This window comes from Streptomyces sp. P6-2-1 (genome assembly GCF_050613165.1).
In the GTDB taxonomy this organism is placed as follows: Bacteria; Actinomycetota; Actinomycetes; order Streptomycetales; family Streptomycetaceae; genus Streptomyces.
The window spans coordinates 4542764-4568777 of the sequence record NZ_CP192513.1 but is presented as its reverse complement, the minus strand read 5'-3'; the positions used below and the strand labels follow the sequence as shown (position 1 = coordinate 4568777).

The 26014-nt window shown below is 73.1% G+C and carries 15 protein-coding genes and 1 other RNA gene; 3 read left to right on the top strand and 13 right to left on the bottom strand.

Translation table 11 applies throughout. The features are described from left to right. Window positions 1-20 precede the first annotated feature (20 nt). A complete protein-coding gene (locus ACQYWQ_RS19595; protein ID WP_431036221.1) occupies window positions 21-1427 on the top strand; it encodes an MFS transporter in 1407 nt (468 codons plus the stop codon). Here ACQYWQ_RS19595 and ACQYWQ_RS19590 read toward each other — a convergent pair. The 11 genes from ACQYWQ_RS19590 to ftsE all read right to left on the bottom strand — a co-directional run bounded on the left by ACQYWQ_RS19590 (window position 1392) and on the right by ftsE (window position 22422). Then, the gene (locus tag ACQYWQ_RS19590; RefSeq protein ID WP_431039260.1) at window positions 1392-2540 is read right to left on the bottom strand and encodes a cytochrome P450; all 1149 of its coding nucleotides are present in this window, start codon (window positions 2538-2540) and stop codon (window positions 1392-1394) included. The genes ACQYWQ_RS19595 and ACQYWQ_RS19590 overlap by 36 nt on opposite strands. Window positions 2541-2784: 244 nt before the next feature. Further along, window positions 2785-3840, bottom strand: a complete 1056-nt coding sequence (locus ACQYWQ_RS19585) for an MDR family NADP-dependent oxidoreductase (RefSeq protein WP_431036220.1) — start codon at window positions 3838-3840, stop codon at window positions 2785-2787. After that, entirely contained in the window at window positions 3837-5561 is a 1725-nt protein-coding gene (locus tag ACQYWQ_RS19580) for a phytoene desaturase family protein (RefSeq protein WP_431039259.1), read from the bottom strand. The genes ACQYWQ_RS19585 and ACQYWQ_RS19580 overlap by 4 nt, the downstream gene beginning before the upstream one ends. A 144-nt stretch (window positions 5562-5705) precedes the next feature. After that, on the bottom strand, window positions 5706-7490 hold the full coding sequence (locus tag ACQYWQ_RS19575; protein ID WP_431036219.1) for a phytoene desaturase family protein: 1785 nt from the start codon (window positions 7488-7490) through the stop codon (window positions 5706-5708). After that, a complete protein-coding gene (locus tag ACQYWQ_RS19570) occupies window positions 7487-16906 on the bottom strand; it encodes an amino acid adenylation domain-containing protein (protein ID WP_431036218.1) in 9420 nt (3139 codons plus the stop codon). Before ACQYWQ_RS19570 ends, ACQYWQ_RS19575 begins: the two co-directional genes overlap by 4 nt. A gap of 139 nt (window positions 16907-17045) precedes the next feature. After that, window positions 17046-17966, bottom strand: coding sequence for a sterol desaturase family protein (locus tag ACQYWQ_RS19565; protein WP_431036217.1), 921 nt, complete (start codon window positions 17964-17966; stop codon window positions 17046-17048). Between the two features lie 417 nt (window positions 17967-18383). Further along, window positions 18384-18770: a transfer-messenger RNA gene (ssrA, locus tag ACQYWQ_RS19560) on the bottom strand. Window positions 18771-18942: 172 nt separating this feature from the next. After that, entirely contained in the window at window positions 18943-19425 is a 483-nt protein-coding gene (smpB, locus tag ACQYWQ_RS19555) for an SsrA-binding protein SmpB (RefSeq protein WP_431036216.1), read from the bottom strand. Between the two features lie 18 nt (window positions 19426-19443). Beyond that, on the bottom strand, window positions 19444-20607 hold the full coding sequence (locus ACQYWQ_RS19550) for a S41 family peptidase (RefSeq protein ID WP_431036215.1): 1164 nt from the start codon (window positions 20605-20607) through the stop codon (window positions 19444-19446). Between the two features lie 150 nt (window positions 20608-20757). After that, a complete protein-coding gene (gene ftsX, locus ACQYWQ_RS19545; protein WP_007822906.1) occupies window positions 20758-21675 on the bottom strand; it encodes a permease-like cell division protein FtsX in 918 nt (305 codons plus the stop codon). A gap of 57 nt (window positions 21676-21732) precedes the next feature. Further along, window positions 21733-22422, bottom strand: a complete 690-nt coding sequence (gene ftsE, locus ACQYWQ_RS19540; RefSeq protein ID WP_007822907.1) for a cell division ATP-binding protein FtsE — start codon at window positions 22420-22422, stop codon at window positions 21733-21735. 266 nt (window positions 22423-22688) lie between these two features. On the opposite strand from ftsE, the gene ACQYWQ_RS19535 reads away from it, so the two are divergent. After that, window positions 22689-22889: a hypothetical protein gene (locus ACQYWQ_RS19535; RefSeq protein ID WP_431036214.1), complete on the top strand. Its 201-nt coding sequence runs from the start codon at window positions 22689-22691 to the stop codon at window positions 22887-22889. A gap of 69 nt (window positions 22890-22958) precedes the next feature. Here ACQYWQ_RS19535 and ACQYWQ_RS19530 read toward each other — a convergent pair whose 3' ends face one another. Next, complete coding sequence (locus ACQYWQ_RS19530; RefSeq protein WP_431036212.1) at window positions 22959-23663, bottom strand: hypothetical protein; 705 nt, start codon at window positions 23661-23663, stop codon at window positions 22959-22961. 286 nt (window positions 23664-23949) lie between these two features. Further along, window positions 23950-25065 (bottom strand): peptide chain release factor 2, encoded by a 1116-nt coding sequence (gene prfB / locus ACQYWQ_RS19525; protein ID WP_431036211.1) that lies wholly within the window; start codon window positions 25063-25065, stop codon window positions 23950-23952. Between the two features lie 78 nt (window positions 25066-25143). Here prfB and ACQYWQ_RS19520 point away from each other — a divergent pair, with 78 nt between their 5' ends. Beyond that, window positions 25144-26010, top strand: a complete 867-nt coding sequence (locus ACQYWQ_RS19520; protein WP_431036210.1) for an LLM class flavin-dependent oxidoreductase — start codon at window positions 25144-25146, stop codon at window positions 26008-26010. Window positions 26011-26014: the final 4 nt, after the last annotated feature.

Genomic DNA, 26014 nt, shown 5'->3' with positions numbered 1-26014 from the left:
CGTGCCTTGAGCCTGGGAACATGCCGATCCTCTTCCGGGGCGCCCCGCCGTGGGCCCCCTACCGCGCCCTGCTCGCCCTGCCCGCCGCGCGCCTCTTCACCGCCGCCGGGGCCGTCGCGCGGCTCCCCGCCGCGATGTGCGGCGTGAGCACCGTGCTGCTCGTCGCGCGGGCGCACGGCTCGTACGGGCTCGCGGGCGCCGTGTCGGCCACGGGGCTGCTCGCGACGGCGCTCGCGGGACCGTGCACCGCGCGGCTCACCGACCGGTACGGGCAGCGGCGCGTGGCGCCGTGGGCCGCGGCACTCGCCGCGCTCGGGCTGCTCGGGCTCGTGCTGTGCGTACGGTACGGGGCCCCGGTGTGGACGTACGTCGCGACGTACGCGCTCCTCGGCTGCGCACCCAACACGGGCGCGATGGCGCGGGCGCGGTGGGCGCACCTGCTGCGAGGACCGGGAGGCTCCCCCCTGAAGGGCGCGGCCAACGCCCTGGAGCAGGTCATCGACGAACTCTGCTACACGCTCGGCCCCGTGCTCGCCGTGCTCCTCGCGACCTCGTTCACCCCCGCTGCCGGGCTGCTCACCGCGGCAGGGCTGCTCCTCGGCGGGACGCTCGCCTTCGTGGCGTCGGGCGGGAACGCGCAGCCCGCGCCGCGCGCGGGGCGGGCGGCGGGACGGCTGCCGTGGCGGGGACTCGCGCCGCTCCTGTGCTGCTTCGCGGGCACGGGCGTGATCTTCGGGGCCCTGGAGGTGACGACGGTGAGCGGTACGGGGGGCGCCGCCGGGCTGCTGCTCGGCGTCCAGGCGGCGGGCTCGGGCCTCGCGGGGCTCGCTCTCGGCGCGTACGGGAGACCTCTGCGGCTCGACCGCTGCCTCGCCCTCCTCGCGGCGCTGCTCCTGCTCCCGCCGCTGTGCGCGAGGTCGACGGGCGCGGCCTGGCCCCTGGGTCCCGCGCTGCTCCTCATCGGCACGGCGACGGCCCCCGTGATGATCACGGCCATGAACGCGCTGCACGGCCACGTCCCCGCCGGTCGTCTGACGGAGGCCATGAGCTGGGCGGTCACCGCGATCCTCGCCGGTTCATCGGCCGGAGCGACGGCGGCGGGCCACCTGGCCGACGGCTCCCGCCCGTGGCTGGGCTACACGCTGCCCCCGCTGGCGGCGGCGGGGGCGTGGGCGGCGGTACGGGGGACAGGGGGCGGGCGACGCGGACGGCAGGCTCCGCCCCGTACCCGCACCGAGGCAGGCGCCCCCGCGCAACCGGCCCACACGGCGGAGCCCGCTTCGCACCGGGGCCACGCGGCGAACGCCGCCCCGCACCCCGGCCGCGAGGCGGGCGTGTCCGCCTGCCCCGGCCGCGAGGCGGGCGTGTCCCCGCACCCCGGCGGGCCCGCGTCAGCCCACCGCCATCAGCCTCTTCGGCCCGCGTGACCTCGTCCCGAGCCGCCACTCCACTCCCCCGTCGCCGGGGACGAGCCGCAGCCCCGGGAGGCGGGTGGCGAGGCGGTGGAGGGCGGTGCGCAGTTCGAGGCGGGCGAGCCAGGCGCCCATGCAGTAGTGCGGGCCGCCGCCGAAGGCGAGGGTGGGGGCGGGGAGTTCGCTGAAGAGGTCGTCGGCGTCGGCGGGCGGGAAGACCTCGGGGTCGCGGTTGGCCGCGACGTAGTCGGCGACGACCAGCGCGCCCGCCGGGATGCGGACGCCGCCGAGTTCGGTGTCGGCGTGGCAGCGGCGCAGGCTCCCCGGGCCCTCGCCGAGCGCGACGGTGTGCAGGAGCCGGTCGGCGGCGAGTCCCGCCGCCGCGGGGTCGGCGAGGCGTGGCCAGTCGGCGCGGCGTTCGGTCAGCAGGTAGAGGAGGACGTTGCCGAGCGTCGTCATGGTGCTGTCGTGCCCGCCCACCACCATCCCGCAGACCAGACGCACGAGCTGGGCCTCGGGGATGTCCCCCTCGGCGTCCGCCGCCGTCACGATGCCGCTCACCAGGTCCTCGCCCGGGTTCTTCCGCCGCAGCGCGAGCAGTTCGCCGCCGAACTGGGCGAACTCGGTGAGTCCGGAGGTCAGTTCGGCCTGCGAGTGGGACCCGTCCGTGAACGCGAGGTCGCTCCAGTGGCCGATCCGCTCCCAGGCGTCCCCTTCGAGCCCCAGGAGCCGCGTGATGACGGTCACCGGCAGGGCGCGGGCCAGTCCGGGGATCAGGTCGAAGGGGCCGTCGCGCCGGGCGAGTCCTTCGATCAGCTCCTCGACCGTCGTCGTGATCCACGGTTCCCAGCGGGCCACCGCGCGTGGCGTGAAGGCCCGCCCGACCGTGCGGCGCAGCCGCAGGTGCTCGGGGCCGTCCTGGTTGAAGAGGAGGTCGCGGTCGCCGATGATGCCGCCCTCCGCCGACCGGTCCTGGTACTCGTCGGCGTAGAGCCCGGCCCGCGTGAAGTTCGTGTCGCCGAGCAGCTCGCGCACATCGGCGTACCTGCTCACGCGCCAGGCCGAAGCGCCCTCGGGCAGGGGGACGAGGTAGGGGGCCGCGCAGGGCTCTCTCGGGATGCGGTGCATGGGCGGCAGCTCCGCCGGGGCGGGGGCTGCGGGGGTGGTGCTGGTCACGGCGACCTTCCGGGGAGGGGACGGGGCGGGGGGGCGGCCGGGCGGCTGTACCGCGCGACCGGGCGGGCGTACGCGGTACGCGGGCGGCCGTACGCGGTGCACGGGCGACCGTGGGCGGGCGGCCGTACTGCTGCCGTACTGCTGCCGTACGCGGACGGACGCCCCGGCGGCCCCCGCTCCCCCCGCCGTGTGCCGCTCACAACTTCACCAGCACCTTCCCCCGGTTCGCCGCGCGCGCCCCGTAGAGGCTCCCGTACGCCTCCGGGATCGCGTCGAAGCCCTCGTACACCGTCTGGTCGCTCACGATCTCGGCGCGCCGGATGCGGCCGCCCAGTTCCTCGTGCAGCGCCGCCCAGTTCTCGTCCGTGAACCACTCGATGGAGAAGATCCCGCGGATCGTCGTGCGCGGGAACATGATGTAGGGGAACAGGCGGGGCCCGGTCGCCTCGCGGCCCACCTGCGTCGCCCACTGCCAGCACACCGCGACCCTGCTGTCCACGTTGAGCATCGAGAAGACGGTGTCCGTGACGGCTCCGCCGAGGTTGTCGAAGTAGCGGTCGACGCCGTCGGGAGCGGCGGCCTCCAGGGCCTCGCGGACCTCGTCGGGGCTGTCGCCGTGCCGGTACAGGACGACCTCGTCGAAGCCGATTCCGCGCAGGTACTCGCGCTTCGCCGGGCTCGACGTCGTGCCGACGACGCGGGCGCCCGCGAGCCCGGCGAGCTGTCCGGCGAGCGTGCCGACGCCGCCCGAAGCGCCGCTGACCACGACGGTCTGCCCCGGGCGGACCTCCAGGAACTTGCTGAGCGTGCCCCACGCGGTCATGCCGGGCCCGCCCATCGCGCCGAGCGCCGTCGGGAGCGGCAGCCCCTCGTCGTACCACTCGGGCCGCAGCCTCCGGTACGCGGGGAAGACCATCGGGAAGGTCCCCGTCTTCCACAGCTCGGGTTTCCCGTCGCTCACCAGGTGGGTGCGCCAGCCTCCGAAGCCCTGAAGCAGCTCGCCCTCCTGGAAGGGGGCTTCGGGCCCCGCCTCCATGACCTCCATGATCGAGTCGGCGCCCATGTGCTCACCGAGCGGCGTGTCGAGCGCGATGCCCTGGAGGTACGGGTCCACCGAGACGTACCGCGTGCGCAGGAGCATCTGGTGCGGGGCGAGGTCGGTGCAGATGTCCTCCTCCACGCGCGCGTAGACGCGCGAGACGTCAGGGGTGCCCTTGACGTGCTCGCGGACGACCCACTTGCTGATCTTCACCGTGATTTCTCCTTCTGCGGCGCGAGCTTCTCGGGTACGCGCACGGGCCCGGCCTCCCCTGGTCCCGCCCCGGGGCCCGGCACCCTCGGCCCCACCGGGATGACGCGGTGCGTCGGCAGCGGCCCGTGCGTGTCCACGGACGCCGTGAACTCCTTGGCGTCGTCGCGGCACACGAACTGCATGACGTGCCGCCCGGCGGCGGCCGCGCGGATGAGGCCGCCGGTCGTGGCCCAGACCCCGGACTGGTAGAAGTTCCCGATCCCGGGGACCCCGGGCCCGTACTTCTTGATCAGCTCCTCCAGCGTCTCGCCGCTCTCGACGAACGGCTGCCAGCCCAGCACCGTCCCGTCGAAGTTGCCCGTGTAGCGGACCTGCGTGAGCGGCGTCGACACGTCCTTCACGGCGATGGACTCGCGCAGCCCGGGGAAGCGCTCCTCCAGGAACTCCACGAGCGTGTCCCGCACTTGGTGCTTCGCCGCGTAGTAGCCGCGCCCGTGCTTGACCGGCAGCGTGTGCAGCCGCTCGCCGCCCCTGCGGCGGGTGCGCTGCTCGGGGCCCTCGTCGAGCGCGCGCCACGGCGCGATGTCGCAGAAGTACGTCGCGTAGACGACGCTCGTGCCCGGCGGCGACAGCTCGGGGTAATGGCGGTCGCGGAACTGGACGTTGATGCTGGAGTGCCGGATGCCGGTGAGCTTCGCGGCCGTTTCGTCGTCGAGCAGGTACGTCGTGCAGGGGTCGGCCTCGGGGAACTCGCGCGTGAGGCCGAGGAAGAGCGTCACGTACCCGGGGAAGACCATGCCGGGCTTCTCGATCGTGTCGGTGTAGAGGCGCTCGTACTCCGCACCGAGGTCGCGGCCCTTGAGCAGCGAGCGCATCGTCGTGGGCCCGTCGCAGGCGGCGACGACGATGTCCGCGCGCAGCTCGGTCCCGTCGCTCAGCCGCACCCCGACGGCCTTGTCCCCCTCGATCAGGACCTCTTCGACCTTCGTGTTGTACGAGACCTCGCCGCCGAGCCGCAGGTACCGCTGCTCGATGGAGCGGGCGAGGCCGAGCGAGCCGCCCTCGGGGACGCCCGCGGAGAGGTTGGCGTGCGAGGCCATCTGGAAGTGGGTCGGCAGGACGGGGAAGTTGGGGTGCCGCTCGTAGAGGACGTAGTTGAACGCCCGCCGCAGCAAGGGGCTCTGGAACTTCTCCGCGTAGTCCCGCATGAGGACCGAGATCGTCTTGCGGACCGCGTTGAAGTACGGCAGGAACCCGGCGAGCATCCGCATCCGCTCGACGCGGCCCATGAGCCCGACCGGTTTGAGGAAGGGGTAGACGGCGAGGGCCTTGCGGAAGGAACGGAGGTTGTCGCAGAAGCCCTTGATGTGGCGGGCGTCGGCGGGCGAGATCTCCGTGAGGTGGGCCTGGAGGCGGTCGGGATCGGAGTAGAAGTAGACCGCGCGCCCGTCGGTGTCGCGTACGACGTTGAAGACGTCGAAGTGGCGGACCTCCTTGCCCTGGAGGGCGCCGAGTTCCAGCCAGATCTGGTGCATCTCGTTGCCGGGGCCGCTGCCGAGCAGCCAGCTGACGCAGGCGTCGAGCGTGTAGTCGCCGCGCTCCCAGGCGGTGCAGCAGCCGCCGGGGATCTCGTGCATCTCCAGGACGCGGGAACGGTAGCCGTTGAGCTGCGCGTAGACGCCTGTGGAGAGGCCGCCGAGGCCCGCTCCGATGATCAGCATGGTCTCGCGGCGGTTCCTGGCCCGCGCGCGCTTGTGCTCCTCCTCGGCCAGGTGGGCCAGGTGGGCGGTGGGACGGCTCGTCATCGGGCCCGCCCTTCTTCGCGCCGGCTCGTCATCGGGCCCGCCCTTCTTCGTACGCGGTCGTCATCGGCCCCGCTCCTCGCGTTCGTTCCAGCGGTCCAGTTGGGGAAGGCTGCCGAGCTTCCCCGGGTGCCAGGGTTCGGCGTTCTCGCTCTCGTACGCCCGGAAAGGGAGCCCGAGTTCGGCGCACAGGTACTGGATGGCGAAGCGCCCGGTCGACGCGGCGCGGATGAGCCCGCCCATGCCGATCCACTGGCCCGCCATCGAGAAGCCCGCGAGTCCCGGCAGGCGCATACGGTCCTTGCCGACGAGCTTCGCGGAGATGTCGTCGGCCTCCGAGAAGGCCTTCCAGGCGAGGATCGAGCCCTTGTGGTTGCCGGTGTAGCGGCGCGTCGTCGCGGGCGAGGCGACATCGACCAGCTCGATGCGCCCGGCCACATCGGGCCACTTGCGCTCCAGGAACTCCCGCACGAACGAAGCGACTTCGCCCTTGCGCGCGCGGTAGGCGCGGCGGTCGCGCGCGCGGAGGTCCGCCCAGTACCCGTAGTCGCTGAAGTACGTGCAGTGCACGACGGACTTGCCCTCGGGCGCGAAGCCGTCCGCGTAGCGGGAGCGGAGCTGCACGACGATGCTGGACTGGAGCCCGCCGGGGAGCCGCGCCGCCTCCTCCTCGTCGAGCAGGTACGTCGTGCTGTGCGCGTCCCCCTCGGGGAGGCCGCCCTCGATGCCGACGAAGGCCGAGACGACGGCGGGGAACAACGACCCTTCTTCGTCGAGCAGTTCCCCGTACAGCTTGTCGATCCTCGGGCCCGTGTACCGGCCGTCGAGCAGGCGCTTGATCGTGGTGTCGCCGTCGGCGGCGGAGATGACGTGCTCCGCGTAGAGGCGTTTCCCGCCGCGCAGTTCGACGCCGATCGCGCGGTCGTCATCGACGAGGACGCGTTCCACGCGCGCGCGGTAGCGGATCTCCCCGCCGAGCCCCGTGTACCGCTCCTCGACCGAGCGCGCGAGTCCGAGCGAACCGCCTTGCGGGAAGCCCGCGTTGCCGTGGTAGGCGCTCGCCATGTTGAAGAGGTACGGCAGGACGGGGAAGCCCTCGGGGTCCTGGAAGAAGATGTTGCGGAAGGCGGTCCGCAACAGGGGGTCCTGGAACTTGTCGGCGAAGGCGTGCATCGGCGTCGCGGCGTTGCGCCAGAAGAGCCGGAAGACGGGCAGGACGGTGCGCAGGGTGCGCAGCCGCTCGCCCCAGGTCTTCAGGGCGGGCGCCGTGAGGAAGGGGTACAGCTCGATCCTGAGGAAGCGGCGCAGGTCACGGCAGTAGGCGCGGATGAGCGGGGCGTCGGCGGGCGACAGCTCCAGGAGGTGCGCTTCGAGCCGGTCGGGGTCGTTCCAGAAGACGACCTCACGGCCGTCCGTGCCGACGACCTTGTTGAACAGCTCGAAGTTCGTCACCGACTTGCCGTCGAGCGCCCCGAGTTCGCGCCACACCTGGTGCGCCTCGTTGCCCTCGGCGGTGCCGATGAGCCACTCGATGCAGTAGTCGAAGACGTACCCCTCGCGCGACCACGCGGTGCAGCAGCCGCCCGGCAGGACGTGCTTCTCCAGGACGAGGGTCCGCAGCCCGCTCATCCGCCCGTACGCGCCCGCGGCGAGCCCCGCGAGCCCGGCCCCGATCAGGAGGACGCGGGGCGGGGTCCCCGGGGTGCGCTCGCGGGACTCCCAGTCGGTGGCGGGCGCCCGCCCCGTGGTGCCGGGGCTCTCCCCTGCGGTACGGTCCCGGGCGGCCGGAACCCCGGCCGCCCCCTCCCGCACGGCCGGTTCCGCCGCGCCCGCTCGCGCCGTGCTCACGCCGCCTCCCCTTCGAGCAGCCGCCGCACCAGTTCCGCGTTGCGCGGCAGGTGCTCGGCGTCGAGCATCTCGGCGTGCGTCCCGAAGCCGCACAGCACGCGGTGGCCCGCCGCGGAGGAGCCGTGCCAGGAGCCGGGCACCCCTTCCTCGTACAGGTCCGCCTTGTCCTCGTCCGTGAGCACGCTCACGGGTGCCGCGAGCGTCCCCGTGTTCGGGGTGCGCCCGCAGAACCGCAGGTACTCGGCCGCGTGCTCCATGACCGCCGCCGTGACGATCTCCGAGCCCGTGTGCTGGTGGAGGTGGTGCCCGAGTTCGGCCTCGAATGCCTTCAGGACCTCCGGGCCCGGCTCGTACGCCTCCAGCGTGCGCCGCGAGTCGAGCACGACGACGTGGGCGATCTCCCGCCCCCGCGCCTCCAGTTCGCGGGCGACCTCGAAGGCGAGGTTGCCGCCGAGCGAGTAGCCGAGCAGCGGGACGGGGCCTTCCGGCACGGTGGCATCGACGAGGTCCGCGTACCTGCTCACCTTGTCGTCGCCGGGGAGGTAGTTGAAGGCGACGAGCCGGTGCGCGGGCAGCGAGGTCGCGAGCCCCCGGTACACGAGCCCGTGGCCCCCGGCGGGCGGGAAGCAGAACAGCGGGCGCTCCGCCTCGGGGTTGAAGGTGAGGTGCGGGACCTCGTCCGCCGTCGTCCCCGTGACGCGCTCCTCGACGGCCGCCGCCATCCCGTGCAGCGTCGTGACCTGGTAGAGGCGGCTGACGGGCACGCCCACGCCGAACTCGGTGCGCAGGTGGTGCAGCAGCTCGATGAGCTTGATGGAGCTGCCGCCCGAGGCGAAGAAGTCGTCGGCGAGACCGGCCCTTTCGAGCCCGAGCAGCGTCTCCCAGTGCTTCGCCATGCTCACCTCGTAGAGGGTCACGGGCGGCTCGTAGGCGGCCTGCGCGTCCTCCGCGCGCGGCGCGGGCAGCGCGCGGGCGTCGACCTTGCCGTGCGCGGTGAGCGGCAGCGCGCCGACCTCGGTGAGGTGCGCCGGTACGAGGTACGAGGGCAGCGCGTCGGCGAGCGCGCGGCGCAGCCCGGCACGGCTCACCTCGGCGCCCGGCTCGGGCACGTACCAGGCGCACAGCGCGTCCTCACCGCCCGCGCCCGGCCGGACGGCGACGACCGCGCGGGCGATCCCCGCCTGTGCGGCGACGTGCGCCTCGATCTCGCCCGTCTCGATGCGGTGCCCGCGCAGCTTGACCTGGCTGTCGGCGCGCCCGAGGAGGTGGACCCGCCCCGCGGTGTCCCAGCGCGCCAGGTCCCCCGTGCGGTAGAGCCGCTCGGCTCCCGCGCCAGGCAGCAGCTCGCGCTCCGTGAACCGTTCGGCGGTCAGCTCGGGCCGTCCCGCGTACCCGAGCGCGACGCCCTCGCCGCCGATCCACAGCTCGCCCGTGATCCCCGCGGGCAGCGGGTTGCCGTGCGGGTCGAGCACGTGGAGCGCGGCGTGCGGGAGGGGACGGCCGATGGGGACGGCGAGCCCGGGGTCGAGGCCGTCGGCCGGGCCCTCGAAGCAGGCGCTGTCGATCGTGGCCTCGGTGACCCCGTAGGAGTTCAGGACGCGCGTGCCCGGGCCCGCCAGCTCGCGCAGCCGCTCGTACTCGGCGACCTTCCACGTGTCGGAGCCGACGACGATCAGCCGCAGGAAGCCGAGCCCGACGCCCTCGCGGGCGCAGTGGTCCATGAGCCCGCGCACGAGCGCCGGCACGAACTCGGCGCAGTCCACGCGTTCTTCGCGCAGCACCTCGTGGAGCCGCGCGGTGTCGAGCAGCAGGTCGCGCCCGGCGAGGACGAGCGTCCCTCCCGAGCACAGGGCGCGCACGAGGTCGCCCGTGAAGACGTCGAACGACGGCTGTGCGCTCTGGAGGTGGACGCGCACCTCGTCGCCGAGCCGGTATTCGGCGTGCCAGGAGGCGTAGGCGGCGGCGAGGTTGCGGTGGGCGACGCGGACGGCCTTCGGCTCACCCGTCGACCCGGAGGTGTGGATGACGTAGGCGGGGGCTTCGAGGTCGTCGGCGGGCTCGTGTGCCGCGCGGGCTTCCTGCGAGGCGAGTCCGGCCACGGTGAGCTGTCGGCAGGGCAGGCCGTCCAGGCCCTGCGCGTCCGCCGGTGTGATCACCAGCGAGGCTCCGGCGCCCGCGAGCACCTTCGCCAGGCGCTCCGCGGGGAGCGCGGGGTCGAGCGGCAGGTAGGCGCCCCCCGCCCGCAGCACCGCGAGCAAGTGGGCCACCAGCTCGGGGGACTTGGGCAGCGCGACCCCGACGACGGACCCGCCGCCGACCCCGAGGGCACGGAGCCTGAGCGCCAGGTCCGCCGTCCACGTGTCGAGTTCGCCGTAGGAGAGCGAGGCGCCGCCCGGTTCCCGTACCGCGACGGCCGAGGGGTTCTCCCGCGACGCCCGCTCGAAGAGCCGGTGCACGGGGACCGCGCCCGGCGCGAGCGCCGTGCGCCCGGCGCCGCTCGTCTCCCGCACCAGCTCCTCGCGCTCGTGCGCGGCGAGCATGTCGAGCGCCGAGACCGGCTCCTCGGGTCCCGCGTGCGTGAGGCTGTCGAGGAGCCGCGTGAAGTGCGCGGCCATGCGGCGCACGGTCGTGGCGTCGAAGAGGTCGGTGTTGTACTTCAGGACGCAGTGGAAGCGGCCCTCGGACTCCTCCTCGTACACGCTCAGCGTGAGGTCGAACTGCCCTTCCTCCTCCGGCAGTTCGATGTACTCCAGGCGGTACCCGTACTGCTCGGTCGCGACCTTGTGCGTGAGCAGGATGAACATCGCCTGAAAGACGGCGGAGCGGCTGGAGTCGTGCTGGAGGCCGAGTTCGTCGACGAGGAGCACGAAGGGGTACTCCTGGTGGTCGAGCCCGCCGAGCACCGTGTCGCGCACCTGGGCGAGCAGCGCGTCGACGCCCGGGTCGCCGGAGAGGTCCGCGTGCAGGGGCAGCGGGTTGACGAAGTACCCGTACACGGAGGAGAACTCCTGCCGCGTGCGGCCCGTCACGGGGCTGCCCACGATGAGGTCGTCCTGCCCGGACCAGCGGTGCAGGAGCACGTAGTACGTGGCGAGGAGCACCATGAACGGCGTGACGCCGTGCCGCTGCGCGAGCGTGTGGACGCGGGCGCTCAGCGCCTCGTCGAGCACGAAGAACTCGGAGGCCCCGTTGTGCGTCTGCACGGCCGGGCGGGGGCGGTCGGTGGGCAGGTCCAGGAGCGGGACCTCGGCGGGCAGGTGGTCGCGCCAGTAGTCGCGCATCCGCGCGGCCTCGGGCGAGGCGAGGAACTTGTTCTGCTGGTTGAGGAAGTCGACGTACCGCGCGGGCACCGGCGCGAGCGCCGGTTCGCGGCCCTCCTTCAGGGCCTCGTAGACCTCCAGGAGTTCTTCGATGAAGGTGAACGTCGACACCGCGTCCGAGACGATGTGGTGGACGGCCTTCATGATGACCCAGCGGTCGGGGCCGCGCCGGAAGAGGCGGAAGCGGAAGAGCGCGTCGTGCTCCAGGTCGTACCGCGCGCGGTATTCGTGGATGATCCGCTCCTTGATCTCCTCCCACTCCTGGCCCTCGACGTCGAACCAGCCGAGGTCGGGTTCGCGCCCGTCGCCGATGCGCTGCACGGCGCGGCCCTCGCGCAGGTGGAAGCCGGTGCGCAGCGCGGGGTGGCGCGCGACGAGGCGGCGTACGGCGGCGAACATCAGCTCGGGGTCCAGCTCGGCCCGTACCTCGACGGCGCCGCCGATGTTGTAGGCGTGGCCCTCCGGGTTGAGCTGCTTGAGGAACCAGAGGGCCTTCTGGTTCTGCGTGAGCGGGAAGTCCCCGTCGTCGTCCCAGAGTTCGACGGCGACGGAGCCGCCGGTGTGCTCGTCGCGCGCGAGGCGTTCGGTCAGCTCCTCGTGCAGGCGCGTGGCCAGCTCGGCGACCGGTGTGTTGCTGAGCAGCGCGACGACGGGCGGCGCGACCCCCAGCTCGGCCTGCGAGCGGGCCCGCAGTTCCATCGCGAGGAGCGAGTCGAGACCGAGGGCGCCGAGGCCGCCCGCCGGATCGATCTGCTCGGGCGCGACGCGGAGCACTCCGGCGACGAGGCGCGTGAAGCGTTCCGTGACGAGGGCGCGCCGTTCCTCGGGACCGGCGGCGCGGAAGGCCGCGAGAAGATCGCCCTCGTCGGCGGCGGACTGGTCCCCCGCGGAGGCGGCGAGGTCCTGGACGAGCGCGGGCGGGGTGTCGTACCAGGCGAGGAAGGTGCGCCAGTCGACGACGGTCGCGACGACGAGCTGGGCGACGTCCTGGCCGAGGACGCGTTCGAGGACGCTCATGCCCGCGTCTGGGCTCAGCGAACTCATGCCCCGGCTGTGCAGGTAGTGGGCTTCGAGGCCGAGTTCCTCGATCATCCCGGTGGCCCAGGGGCCCCAGTCGAGCGCGAGGGCGGGGAGTCCCGCGGCGCGGCGGCGGTGCGCGAGGGCGTCCAGGAAGGCGTTGCCCGCCGCGTAGTTGGTCTGTCCCGCCGTCGTGAGGAGCGAGGCGACGGACGCGAAGAGCACGAAGTGCTCCAGGGGTTCGTCCCGCAGGTGCGTGTCGAGCAGGTGGGCCCCGGCGGTCTTCGGGGCGTGGACCGTCTCGAAGGCTTCCCGGTCGATGTCGGCGAGGAGCGTGTCGCGGACCTGCCCGGCGAGGTGGAAGACGCCGCGCAGCGGGGGCGGGTCGCCCGCGCGGTACGTGGCGAGCCAGCCCGTGAAGGCGGCCTCGTCGGTGAGGTCGACGGGCGCGAGCACGACGCTCGCGCCGAGCGCTTCGATCTCCCTGACCAGCGCGATCGCCTGTCCCGCCCGGCTCGCAGGCTCGGTCGTACGCCACTGGGCGCGCGGCGGCAGGGGCGTACGGCCCAGCAGTACGAGCCGCCGCGCGCCGCGCCGCACGAGGGTGCGGCACAGGAGCCGGCCGAGCGCGCCGAAGGCCCCGGTCACGAGGTACGTGCCGTCCGGGCGCAGGCGCGGCGGGAGCGGCCCGGTGAGCCGCTGCGCGGCGGGCCGGAGCCGCAGCGTGGCGCGCGTGTCGCCGCGGAGCCCGATCTCCTCCTCGTCGTCGGCGAGGAACTCGGCGAGGAGCCTCGCCGCCTCGTCGGGGACGGCGGCAGGTACGGGGTCGAGGTCGACGAGCTTGCCCCGGTGTCCCGCGAGTTCCTGGTGGCGCAGGACGCGCGTGACGCCCCAGGCGGGCGCCCCGAGCGGTTCCACGGTGTCCCCGGCGGCGACGGGCTGGGCCGCGCGCGTCACGACGTGCAGGCGGCACGTGTCGCGGCGGGCGCGCAGCACCCGGGCGAGGGCGACGAGCGTCCAGGCGCCGCGCGCGGTGGCGGCGCCGACGTCGGTGCGCGAGGCACCGGCCAGCGGGGGCAGCCCGAGGTTCCACAGGTGCACGATCTCGCCGCGGAACGGGGCGCCCTCGCCGTCGAGTTCGGCGAAGAGCCGGTCCAGGTGGACGGGGTCCTCGGGGGCGAGCGTCACGTCCCCTGCCGCGTTCCGCGCGTAGGCGGCCCCCGGCCGGACGAGGCGGCAGCGGTCGCCCCGCGCCCGTACGAGCGCGGCGAAGGCGTCGGCGATCCCGGTCGCGTCGGCGAGCACGAGCCAGTCGCGCGGGCCCTCCGCACCGGCTTCCCGCACCTCGTCGGGCCCCGGCACGGTCACCCACTCCGGCACGGCGAGCCACGAGTCCACGGTGGCGCGCGAGACGGTCGTCGAGACCTGGTCGATGTCGGCGGCGCGGAAGCCCGTCACGCGTCCGAGCGGGGTGCCGTCCTCGCCGTCGTAGAGCGCGAGGTCGGCGAGGAGTTCCTGCCCGTCGTCCCGCGTCACGGTGCCGTGCACCCACAGCGCCCTGTCCCCGCTCGCGGTGAGGTCGACCTCGCCGAGCGAGAGCGGGAGCCGCACCCCGGAGGCCGCCCCGGCGGCCCCGTCCGCCGCGTCCGGGATCTGCCGGGTGAGCAGCGCCTGGAAGCAGGCGTCGAGCAGGACGGGGTGCAGGTGGTGGCCGGCCGCGTCCCGGCCGAGGAGACCGGCGGGCGGCCGCACCTTCGCGAGCACTTCGCCCTCGCCCGTCCACACCTCCTCGATGGCCTGGAAGGCCGGTCCGTAGTGGTAGCCGAGCGCCGCGAGGCCCGCGTAGCACGCCTCCGCGTCGATGTGGCGGGCCGCGCGTGCCTGGATTCCGGCCACGTCGACGACCGGTCCGAGCGAGGAGGGCTGACCCGAGCGCAGTACTCCCGCCGCGTGCACGACGGGCTCGGTGTCCGCGTCCCCGGGGGTCGCGATCGTGAAGGCGGCCGTCTCCGGGTCGATGCCGAGCTGCACGGTGCTCGTGGCGTCCTCGGCGAGGAAGAGCGCCTTGCGCAGCTCGATCCCCGCGAGCCGCACGCGCGAGGCGCCCGTGAGGGCCCGTACGGCCTGCGCGGCCATCTCCACGTACCCGGCCGCGGGGAAGACCGCGGTGCCCTGGATCTGGTGGTCGGCGAGGTAGGGGAGCCGCTCGGTGTCGAGCGCGGACTCCCACGTGGGCGCCGCGTGCGTGCTCCGGCGCCCGAGCAGCGGGTGGTCGAGGTGCCCGAGGCGCACGCGCGCCACGTTCGCGGGCTCGACCCAGTGCCGCTCCTCGCGCCACGGGTAGGCGGGCAGCGGGATGGTCGTCCCGGTGGGCTGGAGGGTGTCCCAGTCGATGTCGAGGCCGAGCGTGTGCAGGGTCGCGAGCGAGACGGCGAAGCGCTCGGGCTCGTCCTCGGCGCGGCGCACCGAGGGCACGGTGACGGCCTCGTGCCCGGCGGCCTGGGCGCACTCGCGGAGGGAGTGGGCGAGGGCGGGGTGCGGGCCGATCTCCAGGAAGAGCCGGTGCCCTTCGCGGGCGAGCCGGTCGACGGCGGAGCGGAAGTGGACCCGCTCGCGTACATTGCGCCACCAGTACGCGGCGTCGAGCCGCACGCCGTCGGCGCTCGACTCCATGCCCGTCAGCTCCACGGGGACCTGCGGTTCCCGCGGGTCCAGGAAGGCGAGCGACTGGAGCAGTTCCTCCTTGATCGCGTCCATCTTGTGCGAGTGGTAAGGGACTTCGACGGTCAGCGCCTTGGCGAAGACCTGCTCGTCGGTGAGGCGCGCGGCGAGTTCGGCGAGGGCGTCCGTGTCGCCCGCGAGGGTCACCGCGCCGGGGCTGTTCACGGCGGCGACGGCGACCCGCCCGCGGTAGTCCCGGAGTCTGCGCTCGGCCTCCTCCTCGGGGAGGCCCACGGCGAGCATCCCGCCGGTCCCCGCGAGCTTGTGCTGGAGGCGGCTGCGGTGGACGGCGATCGCGCAGGCCTCGCGCAGCGTGTAGACCCCGGCCTCGTGGAAGGCGGCGATCTCGCCTGTGCTGTGCCCGACGATCGCGTCGGGCTTCACGCCGTACGCGTGCCAGAGGCGCGAGAGCCCGTACTGGACGGCGAAGTTGGCGGGCTGGGCGAGCCAGGTCTCGGCCATGCGCGAGGACTCGGCGTCCTTGCCCATCTCCTCCAGGAGCGACCACCCGGCGATCTCGCGGATCTCCCTGTCGCACTCCTCGACCGCGGCACGGAAGACGGGTTCGCTCGCGAGGAGCCCCTGCCCCATGCCCCACCACTGCGGGCCCATCCCGGTGTAGACCCACACGAGCCGCCGGTCCTCGGGCTCCAGGCGCCTGTTCTCGACGACGCGCGGGTGCGGGGTCCCCGCCGCGCGGGCGTCCAGGGCCTCGCGCAGTGAGTCCCTGCCGGAGTGGACGACGGCGAGCCGCGTCTCCAGGTGCTGCCTGCGGTGCGCGAGCGTGTGCCCGAGGTCGGCGAGCGCCACGTCCTCGTCCAGTTCGGCCCGTACCTGAGCGGCCTTGCGCGCCAGCGCCTCGGGGTGCCGGGTGCTGAGCGGCAGCACGGTCCAGGGGCGCTCGGCGGCGACGGGCTCGGCGTGGTCCCGTGCGGGCGCCTCCTCGATGACGAGGTGCGCGTTCGTCCCGCCGAAGCCGAAGGAGTTCACGCCCGCGCGGGCCGGTCCCTCGTGCGCGGGCCACGGCGTGGCGACGGCGGGGATCTCGTACGGGAGGCTGTCGGCGTCGATCGCGGGGTTGAGCGTGTCGAGGTGCAGGTGGGGCGGGATGATCTTGTGCTCGACGGCGAGCGCGGTCTTGATGAGCCCGGCGATCCCGGCGGCGGACTCGGTGTGCCCGATGTTCGTCTTGACGGAGCCGACGTAGCAGGCGGCGCCCGGCTCGCGGCCCTCGGCGAGGACCCGCGCGAGCGCGTTCGCCTCGATCGGGTCGCCGACCGGCGTCGACGTGCCGTGCGCCTCGACGTACTGGAGCTGTCCGGGCGCGATCCCCGCGTCCGCGCACACCTCCCGTACGAGGCGGGTCTGCGCCTCGCCGCTCGGCACGGTGATGCCGGGGGTGCGGCCGTCCTGGTTGACGCCGCTGCCGGTGAGCACGGCGTGGATCGGGTCGCCGTCGCGCAGCGCGTCCGAGAGCCGTTTGAGCGCGACGAGCCCGACGCCCTCGGCCCGTACATACCCCTCCGCGCTCGCGTCGAAGGCGCGCGAACTCCCGCTCCGCGAGAGAAAACCGCCCTTCGTCTCGGCGATCGTGTACTGCGGTGTCATGTGCAGCAGGACGCCCCCGGCGAGGGCCAGGTCGGTCTCGCCGCGCAGGAGCGCCTGGCGGGCGAGGTGCACGGTGACGAGCGAGGAGCTGCACGCCGTGTCGACGGTGAGGCTCGGGCCGCGGAAGTCGAAGACGTGCGAGATGCGGTTCGAGACCATCGTCATCATCGTGCCCGTCGCGGTGTGCGCGGCGAGCGTCTCGAAGCCGAGGTCGGCGAACTGGAGGATCTTGTAGTCGAGCGTGAAGGCGCCCACGTAGACGGCCGTGTTGGAGCCGACGAGGGTCTGCGGGCGCTGCCCGCCGTCCTCCAGGGCCTCCCAGGCGACCTCCAGGAGCTTGCGCTGCTGGGGGTCCATGTGGTCGGCCTCGCGCCCGCTGATCCCGAAGAAGGCGGGCTCGAAGCGGTCGAAGCCGTCGATGTAGCCGCCGCGTCCCCCGGTGAGCCGACCCGGCTTGTCGCGGTGGCGGCTGCCGAGCGTCGTCGTGTCGTAGCGGTCGGCGGGCGTGGGGGTCACGCAGTCCTTGCCGGTGATCAGGTTCTGCCAGTAGGCGCGGTGATCGCTCGCGCCGCCGGGCAGCCGGCAGCCGATCCCGATGATCGCGATCTTCTCGCCCTCTGCGGCAGGTTCGCGGCGGGGCGGGAGCAGGGCCCGCGGGTCCTGGGCGGCGTCGTCGTGGCTGTGCGCGGGCTGCGGGGCATCAGCGCGCGGGGCTCCCGTGGCCGGGGACTCGCTGTGGGCGGCGGCCATGTGGGCACACTCCTCGGTTTCGCGCGTCCTCGGGAGCGGTCCGGGGCGCGGCAAAGTCTGCTGGTGGTACGGGGGAAGGGCGGGGTGGGTTCGGGTCGTCGGAACGGGGACGGGCCGGGGCCGGGCGCGGGTCGCGCGCTCAGGCGCCTTGCGGGCCGTCCGTGGGGGCGACGGGCACCTCGTCCCGGGGGCGTGGGGAGCGCCGTACGGGGTGCAGGAGGCTGCCGATGACATCGCCGGTCCGCGGGAAGGACGTGGGGTCGTGGAGCCCCACGGCGGCGGGCGTGCGGCCCGGGTGCCAGGTGAAGCTGCCGAAGAGGTGGTCCCACACGGAGAGGTCGGAGCCGTAGTGGCCGGCCTCGGCGAGCAGCACGCTGTGGTGGAGCCGGTGTTGCTCGGGGCTGGCCAGGACGTGGTTGAACGTGCCGATGCGGACGTCGATGTTGGCATGGATGAAGTAGCCCTGGGCGGTGACGAAGAGCCCGGAGGCCAGCACGGAGTGGGCGGAGAACCCGACGGCGGCGAGCAGGAGTTGCACGCAGCCCTGCGAGAAGACGATGTCGAGCACGTGGTTGACGCCGTTGTTCGCCACGTTGACCTTCGTCGGGACATGGTGCACGCCGTGGAGCTTCCACAGGTGCTTGTTGGTGTGGCCGAGGCGGTGGGTGACGTAGCCGACGAGCGAGCCGGCGAGCAGCGTGAGCGGCAGTTCCGCCCAGAGCGGCAGTACGGGGTGGCCCGTCGCGACGCGCGTCATGAGGCCCGTGACGAGGAACTGGGCGAAGGCGCTCGCGAGCATCGTGAGCACGAACCAGACGCCGTACCAGCGCCACTCGGCGGCGGTCGGCTGCCAGTCCGGCTCGTACGGGACGAGCCGTTCCAGCGCCGTCAGGTAGAGCGCGACGCCGACGAGGAAGAACGGGCTGACCCGCTCCGGGTCCCAGTCCCGGGCCACGGCGAGACCGGCGACGAGCACGGTCGCGAGGAGCAGCACGGGATAGGCGAAGGCGCGCAACAGCGCCCTGCCGTGCCCGGCCACGACGGATTCCCTTCTGCGCATCGCGCACCCCCCTGCGATCGGCCGCGCCCCGCCCGTCGAGGGCAGCGCGCAGCCGTGGCGAAAATCAAATGAATTCGGAAATGGATTCCGCGACGGATTGAGGGAATGTTTTCCGTTCCCGCGCCGCCCAACCCCCACTTTCGGGCGAATCTCCGCGACACAAGGGCGCACGGGAATCCGGCCGTGAGCCATTGAACAGGAGGAACGGCATCCCGGGATACCTGCGCCACCCAAAGGGGTTAATTAATAAGCTCATCGTATTTATAGGGCGCACAGAAAGAGGCAGGGGTCGCACGGAAGGGGGCACACCACCGTCCCGTGCCCCCGTATCGCGCGCCCCTCACCAGGCACTCCGCCCCGAACGCGAAAAAGCCCCCGGCCCGTGACGCGAACGTCACGGGCCGGGGGCCACAAAGGGAGTGGAGATGGCGGGAATCGAACCCGCGTCCAACGGTGCGGAAAGAGGGCTTCTCCGAGCGCAGTCCGCTGCGATTTTCTCGGCCCCGGAGATCACGCGGACAAGTCTCCGACGGGCTCAGTCACTGTTTGATTTCCCTCTTACTCCCGTGACCGGAGTGAGAGGTTTAGTTCCCTAGCTGATGCCAGGAACCGGGTCGGGAACAGCCCCGGGCTGACACTCCGCGGAGTCTTCGCTAGCTGCTAATCAGGCAGCAAGGGCGAAGGCGGAGGAATCGCGCTTGGTATTGGCGATTATTTTTTGCGACATATGGTTTACGAGATCATTGCCGCTTCCTCGGCTCGCTTCCCCTGTTTCGACAGCCGCTGTCGAAACCGATCATCCCCTTGTGGTGTTGTCAAGGCCGTCGCCGTGAGGCTCCGGCCGCAGGCACCGCGCACGGTGCTTGCGCCATCGTACGGGAACAACGCCGCCACGTGCCAGCGCATTCCCGCCCGCGCGCACCCTGCCGGGCCGGGGGCAACGCCGCCGCGCGGGCCGGGCGCCGCCGCGCCCCGCTCAGGCCGCGCGCTGCTTGCGCCGGGCCGCCGACATCGCGCGGTGCGCCTCGCGCGTGTCCTGCTTCTCGCGCAGCGTCTGCCGCTTGTCGTACTCGCGCTTGCCCTTCGCGAGCGCGATCTCGCACTTCGCACGCCCGTCCTTGAAGTAGAGCGCGAGCGGAATGATCGTGTGCCCCGTCTCCTGCGACTTCGAGTCGAGCTTCGCGATCTCCTCGGCGTGCAGCAGCAGCTTGCGCCGCCGCCGCGCGGAGTGGTTCGTCCACGTGCCCTGCGAGTACTCGGGGATGTGCACGTTGTGCAGCCACGCCTCACCGCCGTCGATCTGCACGAAGCCGTCCACGAGCGAGGCCCGCCCCTGCCGCAGCGACTTCACCTCCGTACCGGTGAGCACCATCCCGGCCTCGTAGGTGTCGATGATCGTGTAATCGTGTCGCGCCTTCTTGTTCTGCGCGATCAGCTTGCGTCCTTTTTCCTTTGCCATGATCCCTCCATTTTCGCACTACGAGGGGGTGCCCAGGCCAGTCAATACCTCGCGGGCGCGTGCCTCGGCGGCGCCCCGCGCCGTGCTCACGTCGGGTGCGAGCCCCGTGCCCTCCACGGCCCGCCCCGCCGGTGTCCGCCACCGGCCCACGGTCAGCTCGGCCACGCTCCCGTCGGGCAGCGCGCGCGGCACCTGCACCGTGCCCTTGCCGAAGGTCGGCTCCCCGACCACGACCGCCCGCCCCCGGTCCTGGAGCGCCCCGGTGAGCACCTCGGCCGCACTCGCGGTGCCGCCGTCGACGAGCACCACGAGCGGCCCCGCGCCCGCTCCGCCCCGTGGCGCGGCGAGCACACGCCGTGTCCCGCCGTCCTCGTACGTCGCGATCTCGCCGCCGTCGAGGAAGGCGCCCGCCGCCCGCGCGGCCTCGTCGAGCAGCCCGCCCGGATTCCCGCGCAGGTCGAGCACGACGGCGGTACGGGGCGGCAGCGCGGCCACCGCCGCGCGCACGCGCTCCCCCGCGCCCCGCGTGAACGCCCGCACCCGTACCCGCGCGCCCCCGTCCCCGTACCGCTCGACGGAGACGACGGGGCCGCCGCCGAGCCGCACCCGTGTGAGCACGAGCCGCCGTTCCGTCCCGTCCTCGCGCAGGAGCCGCACGGCGACCCGCGTACCGGGCGCGCCGCGCAGCAGTCCCACCGTCCGTGTCACGGGCAGCCCCGCGACGTCCGTACCGCCCACCGCGAGCAGCCGCTCCCCCGCCCGCACCCCGGCCCGCGCCGCCGGCGCGCCGGGGCGCACGCGCGAGACGCGCAGCACGCCGCCCGCGTCATGGGCGAGCGCCAGCCCGACGCCCGCGTACGCCCCCGTGAGCCCTTCGCTCCACGCGGTGAACGCCGACGGCCCGTAGACCGCGTCCCAGCGGTGTCCCGAGCGGCTCACGAGCGCCCGCGCGGCCTCGGTCCCCGAGCGGCCCTCGGCGAGCGCGGAGCGCACCGCGCCGTCGAGCCGGGCGCCGGAGACCCCCTCGCCCGCGACGGTGGCGTCCCCGGTCCGCCCGGCCTCGTACGACGGGAGCCAGCCCCCGCGCAGTCCCGCCGCGAGCACGGCGGCGAGAAGCAGGGGCGCGGCGAGCGGGAAGCCCTGCCCGGCGCGGGGTCTCGGCACGCGGGGGCTCTCGGGCATGGCGGGGAGTCTAGTGGCGTACGGGCCGCTCCGGGCGACGTACCCGAAACGCCGTGCGCGGGGCCCCGCGCGCCCGCCCCGCCCGTACGAAGGGCGCCGCACGGTCGTCGACCGTACGGCGCCCGAACACCCCTGAGCCCGGTGGCCCGCTCAGACCTTCAGGTACTTGCGCAGCGCGAAGAACGCCGCGAGCGCGGGCATCACGATGCTCGTCGCGAGGACGAGCGGCAGTTTCTCGATGACCGGGCCCCAGCCGATGAACTCGATCAGGTTGAGCTTGGACGAGAGGTCGAGGCCGCCGTCGATGATGAAGAACCGGCCGCCCACGAGCATCCCGCAGGCCACGATCCCGCCGATGAGCCCGGCGACGGCGGCCTCCATGATGAAGGGCGCCTGGATGTAGAAGCCCGAGGCGCCCACGAGCCGCATGATCCCGGTCTCGCGGCGGCGGCTGAACGCCGAGACGCGGACGGTGTTCACGATCAGCATGAGCGCGACGACGAGCATGAGGGCCATGAGCGCGCGTGCCGCCCAGTTCATGCCGTCGAGCAGTCCGAAGAGGTTGTCGAGGATGCTCTTCTGGTCCTGGACCGACTGCACGCCCGCGCGCCCCTTGAAGGCGGTCGCGATGACGTCATAGTCCTTCGGGTCCTTGAGCTTGACGCGGAAGGACTCCGGCATGAGGTCCGGGGTCAGCTGCGAGGCGATCGGCGAGCGGCTGAATTCCTTCTGGTACAGCTTGTACGCCTGGTCGGCCGTCTCGTGCGTGACCGTCTGGACGGCGGGCATCTTCTTGAGGTCGGTCTCGATCTGCTGGCGCTGCTCGGGGGTCACGGCCCCCTTCGCGCACGACGGGCTCTCGCCGACGTCGTTCTTGCCGCACAGGTAGACGGTCACGTTGACCTTGTCGTACCAGTAGCCCTTCATCGAGTCGACCTGGTCGCTCATGAGGAGCGAGGCGCCGAAGAGGGCGAGGGAGAGGGCGACCGAGACGACCACCGCGAAGGTCATCGTGAGATTGCGCCGGAGACCGACCCCGATCTCCGACAGGACGAACTGGGCGCGCATGGCGTCCTTTCAGAACTCAAGGCGCCCGCGGGACGGCCGGCCCGCGGACGCCGGGTGTCAGTGCTGGTAGCCGTAGACGCCGCGGGACTGGTCGCGGACGAGGCGGCCCTTCTCCAGTTCGATGACGCGCTTGCGCATCTGGTCGACGATCTGCTGGTCGTGCGTGGCCATGACGACGGTGGTCCCGGTCCTGTTGATCCGGTCGAGCAGCTTCATGATGCCGACCGAGGTCTGGGGGTCCAGGTTCCCTGTGGGCTCGTCGGCGATGAGGAGCTTGGGCCGGTTCACGAAGGCGCGGGCGATGGCGACGCGCTGCTGCTCACCACCGGACAGCTCGCCCGGCATCCGGTCCTCCTTGCCGCCGAGCCCGACGAGGTCGAGCACCTGCGGCACCGACTTGCGGATGTCGCCCTTCGACTTGCCGATGACCTCCTGCGCGAAGGCGACGTTCTGCGCGACCGTCTTGTTGGGCAGGAGGCGGAAGTCCTGGAAGACGTTGCCGAGCTGGCGGCGCATCTGCGGCACCTTCCAGTTCGACAGGCGCGAGAGATCCTTGCCGAGGACGTGGACCTGCCCGTGGCTCGCGCGCTCCTCGCGCAGGATCAGCCGCAGGAAGGTCGACTTCCCCGAGCCCGAGGACCCCACGAGGAAGACGAACTCGCCGCGCTCGACTTCGAGGGAGACATCCCTGAGTGCGGGGCGGCTCTGTTTGGGGTAGGTCTTGGAGACGTTGTCGAATCGGATCACGAAAACACCACGGATCGCCGGGGGCAGGTGAGCGTGACCATACGCGACCCCGGGGGCGCCGCGCAGACACCGTCCCGGCGTCGTGCGCGGACGATCCTCCGTTCCGGGCACGATCGCGGGCAAAGCGGGCGCGGGCACGGGGACGCGGGGCGCACGGGTACGGGCCTGCCGGGGCCGGCGGCCTTCCGCGAGCGCCCGCGCCCGCGCCACGGCGCCGGGGACCTGGCACAGTGGAGAGGTACGGCCAGGGCGGAAGGATGAAGCGCATGACCTACGACCGACTGGTGTGCGCGAACTGCGCCGCGCCCGTGAGCGAGGGCCGCTGTCCCGTCTGCCGCGCGAGCCGTGAGCGGCTCAAGGAGACGCGGGGGCAGTCCCCGTTCTCGCAGCTCAGCCCCCCGACCCTGCTCGCCCTCCTGGTGGCGTGCGTGGCGGCGGTGGTGGTGCTCGCCGAGCGTTTCGCCTGAGAGCCGGGGAGATTCCGTGAAGAAACAGTGGGGGCCGGGTGCGTGCGCACCCGGCCCCCACTGGCGTTGTCAGGCGGTCTCGCCGCCGCGGCCCGCGAGGCGGGGCAGGAAGCGGAAGCCGATGCCGCCCGCGATCATCGTCGCGGCACCGAGGACCAGGAAGGTCGTGTCGGCCGCACCGGTCTCGGCCAGCTCGTCCTTCGGCGCCCCCTGCTCCACGGGCTGCTGCCCGAGGCTGTCGGGCCCGGCCCCGCTCGGCCCGTTGCCGCCCCCGACGGCGGGCGAGGACGCCTCACCGGAGGGCTGGGTGCCCGGGTCGCTGGGCTGGGTACCGGGGTCCGAGGGCCCGGTGCTCGGGTCGCTCGGGTCGGTGCCCGGGTCGGAAGGCTCCGTGCCGGGGTCGGTCGGGTCGGTACCCGGGTCCGTCGGGTCGGTACCCGGGTCGGTCGGGTCCGTGCCCGGGTCGGTCGGGTCCGTGCCGGGGTCCGTCGGGTCCGTGCCCGGGTCCGTCGGGTCGGTACCCGGGTCGGTCGGGTCCGTGCCCGGGTCCGTCGGCTCGCCGGACGGGATCTCGGTGCCGGGGTCGGTCGGGTCGGTGCCCGGATCGGTCGGGTCCGTGCCCGGGTCCGACGGGTCGGTCTCCTCGACCGCCGGGCCGTTGTCGCCGTTGAAGGCGACGGCGTGCGCGGCGCCCGCGGCCGACAGGGACGCCCCGGCCGCTATCGCGGCACCCGCGGCGACCCGCGCCACGCGGACCCGCATTCTGTTCGTCATGAGCTAGCTACCCCCAGTAGCGATACGTACGTACGTGGGACGGCGCACCGGGCGGCGCGGACAGGGGGCCTCCTGGATCGTGCCCCCCGTGCGCACACGCCCCAGAAATGCGCATGCCACCCGCCACCTTCGCGGCCCGCCGCAGACACGTCAAGCGCCTTAAGGGTGCCTCACCCGCCTTCGTACCGCTTTGGTCCTGTGAAGACTCCCGTAAGAAAAAGATGCGGCAACTCCCCCGGGCAAAAGGGGGAGTTGCCGCACAAAGATCGCCGAGGGCGCGCGGGGCTCAGGCGCTCTGCTGCTCCTGCTGCTTGCGCCAGCGGATGCCGGCCTCCAGGAAGCCGTCGATCTCGCCGTTGAAGACGGCCTCGGGGTTGCCGACCTCGTACTCGGTGCGGAGGTCCTTGACCATCTGGTAGGGGTGCAGGACGTAGGAGCGCATCTGGTTGCCCCAGGAGTTCCCGCCGTCGCCCTTGAGCGCGTTCATCTTCTCCTGCTCCTCCTGGCGGCGGCGTTCGAGCAGCTTCGCCTGGAGGACGTTCATCGCGGTCGCCTTGTTCTGGATCTGCGAGCGCTCGTTCTGGCAGGAGACGACGATGCCGGTGGGCAGGTGGGTCAGGCGCACGGCCGAGTCGGTCGTGTTGACGCCCTGGCCGCCGGGGCCCGAGGAGCGGTACACGTCGACGCGCAGCTCCGACTCGTCGATCTCGATGTGGTCGGTCTGCTCGACCACGGGCAGCACCTCGACCCCCGCGAAGGAGGTCTGGCGGCGGCCCTGGTTGTCGAAGGGGGAGATGCGGACGAGGCGGTGGGTGCCCTGCTCGACGGAGAGGGTGCCGTAGGCGTACGGGACGTGCACGGCGAAGGTCGTGGACTTGATGCCCGCCTCTTCGGCGTAGGACGTCTCGTACAGCTCCGTCTTGTAGCCGAGGCGCTCGGCCCAGCGCAGGTACATGCGCTGGAGGCGCTCGGCGAAGTCGGAGGCGTCCACGCCACCGGCCTCGGCGCGGATCGTGACGACGGCCTCGCGGGAGTCGTACTCGCCGGAGAGGAGGGTGCGTACCTCCATCTCGTCGAGCGCCTTGCGCACGGCGGCCAGCTCCTGCTCCGCCTCCTCCTGCGTGTCCGCGTCGCCCTCGTCGGCGGCCAGCTCGAAGAGCACGCCCAGGTCGTCGATGCGCCCGCGCAGGCCCTCGGCCTTGCGGACCTCGGCCTGGAGGTGGCTCAGCTTGCTGGTGATCTTCTGCGCCGCTTCGGGGTCGTCCCACAACGACGGAGCCGCCGCCTGCTCCTCCAGGGAAGCGATCTCCCCCCGCATTTTGTCCAGGTCGAGGACGGCCTCGATCGACTCCATCGTGGAGGAGAGGGACTTGAGCTCTTCGGATACATCGACGACTGCCACGTCCATCAGGGTAACCGGGCGAGGGGCGCTCGGGCGAAGCCCGTCCCCCGCGGGGGTACGCGTGGCAGGGTGACGCACATGACCGATTACGGGCACGACCTCCTCTTCGGCTCCTTCGTCACCCCCTCATCGGCCCGGCCCGCCGAGGTCGTGGACCTCGCGGTGGCCTCCGAGCGCGCGGGCCTCGACCTCGTGACCTTCCAGGACCACCCCTACCAGCCGGCGCTGCTGGACGCGCAGTCCCTCCTCGCCTTCGTCGCCGCCCGCACGACGCGGGTGCGCCTCGCCGCGAACGTCACCAACCTCCCGCTGCGCCCGCCCGCCGTACTGGCCCGTACCGCGGCGACGCTCGACCTGCTCAGCGGCGGCCGCTTCGAGCTGGGCATCGGCGCGGGCGGCTTCCGCGAGGCCGTCGTCGCGATGGGCGGCCGCGGCCTGGCGCCCGGGGCGTCCGTGGACGCGCTGGCGGAGGCGATCGGCCTGATCCGTGAGCTGTGGAACACGGAGGAGCGCGGCGGCGTGCACCGCGACGGTACGTACTACTCCGCGCACGGCGCGAAGCGCGGCCCGCGCCCCGCCCACGACATCGGCGTCTGGGTCGGCGCCTACGGCCCCCGCATGCTCGCGCTCACGGGCCGCCTCGCGACCGGCTGGCTCCCCTCGTACGACTACCTGAAGGAGGGCGCGGCCTCGCTCCCGGCGATGAACGCCCGCATCGACGACGCGGCGCGCGAGGCGGGCCGCGACCCCCGCGAGATCCGCCGCTTCCTCAACATCATGAAGCCGGAGCGGGCCACGGTGGATTTCCTCACGGAGCTGGCCGTGGAGCACGGGATCAGCGGCTTCGTCGTGGGAGGGGACGACGAGGGGGCGATCAGGAGACTGGGCGAGGAGGTGGCACCCGCGGTACGGCGGGCACACGCGGCCGGCCGCGCCGGCGGCTGAGCCC